The 959-nt window shown below is 68.8% G+C and carries 1 protein-coding gene; it reads right to left on the bottom strand.

Annotation, left to right across the window (positions count from 1 at the left end):
• The coding region (locus A5696_RS00320) for a glycosyltransferase (protein WP_067871639.1) at positions 1-900 on the bottom strand (900 nt) is incomplete at its 3' end.
• Positions 901-959: the final 59 nt, after the last annotated feature.

Genomic DNA, 959 nt, shown 5'->3' with positions numbered 1-959 from the left:
CGCCACGACTTTCACATGGTCGAAATCGGGGACGCCGGTGTCCTGCGCCCGCGAACAGATCAACGCCCGTTCGCCCAGCTCCGCGCATGCCCCGCCGATCATGGTGACCAGATCCTTGAGCGAGCCCACCGGCATGCTGCCGAACCCGAAGTAGATCGGCGGGGTTCCCGCGGCGATCCACGAGGCGACCTCGTCGTCGGCGTCGGTGGGCGACTCCATGGTGAGCGCCCCGACGAAGGGCCGCCGAGCGCCCCACTCCGCTGACAGCCCGGGGAAGCACAACTCGTCGTAGGCCTGGATCTCCAGCGCCTCGCGCTCGGACATCCGTTGCGGCGCAGGACAAGTGGCCTTGGACAGTCCCAAGTCCCGGCGCTGCGCCTCCTCGGCGCTCCGGGTGAACCGCCAGTACATCCAGTCGAGGGTTTTCATCGTCGAGCGCACCAGCGGCGCGGGCAGGCGCGCCGGGAACGCGATGTGTCCGTTGGGCCGCATCGGGTAGAAATGCAAGGCGGCCAACCGAATGTCGTAGTACTCCGCGACGTTGGCGGCGATTTCCTGATAGAGCTGGCCGGTCACCAACAGGTCGACCCCGTCCGCGAGCGGCTTGAGCGCGGCGCCCAGCTCGTCGAAGCCCGCCCGGACCGGCTCCATGGCCTCGCGCGCCAGCTTGACCGGGTTGGTGAACTTCCACGAGTTGTGCAGGAAGTCCTCGTCCAGCTGCTGCTGAGAATCCCGCTGCCCGTACGCGACCGCGGGCAGCCCGGCCGACTCCACGAAGCCGATCAGGTTGGGCGGCACGCCCACCCGCACCTCGTGCCCGCGGCGCTGCAGTTCGCGACCGACGGCCGCGAGGGGCTCGATGTCGCCGCGGGTTCCGTAGCTCGCCAAGGCAAACTTCATGACGGAGTCCGGCCCTTCGCTTCCGGTGCGCGCTGGACCCGCATCAATCCTTGACCCCG

Source organism: Mycobacterium sp. E2699, from assembly GCF_001666745.1.
In the GTDB taxonomy this organism is placed as follows: Bacteria; Actinomycetota; Actinomycetes; order Mycobacteriales; family Mycobacteriaceae; genus Mycobacterium.
The sequence above is the reverse complement of the archived record's forward strand: the minus strand, read 5'-3'. Positions and strand labels throughout refer to the sequence as shown.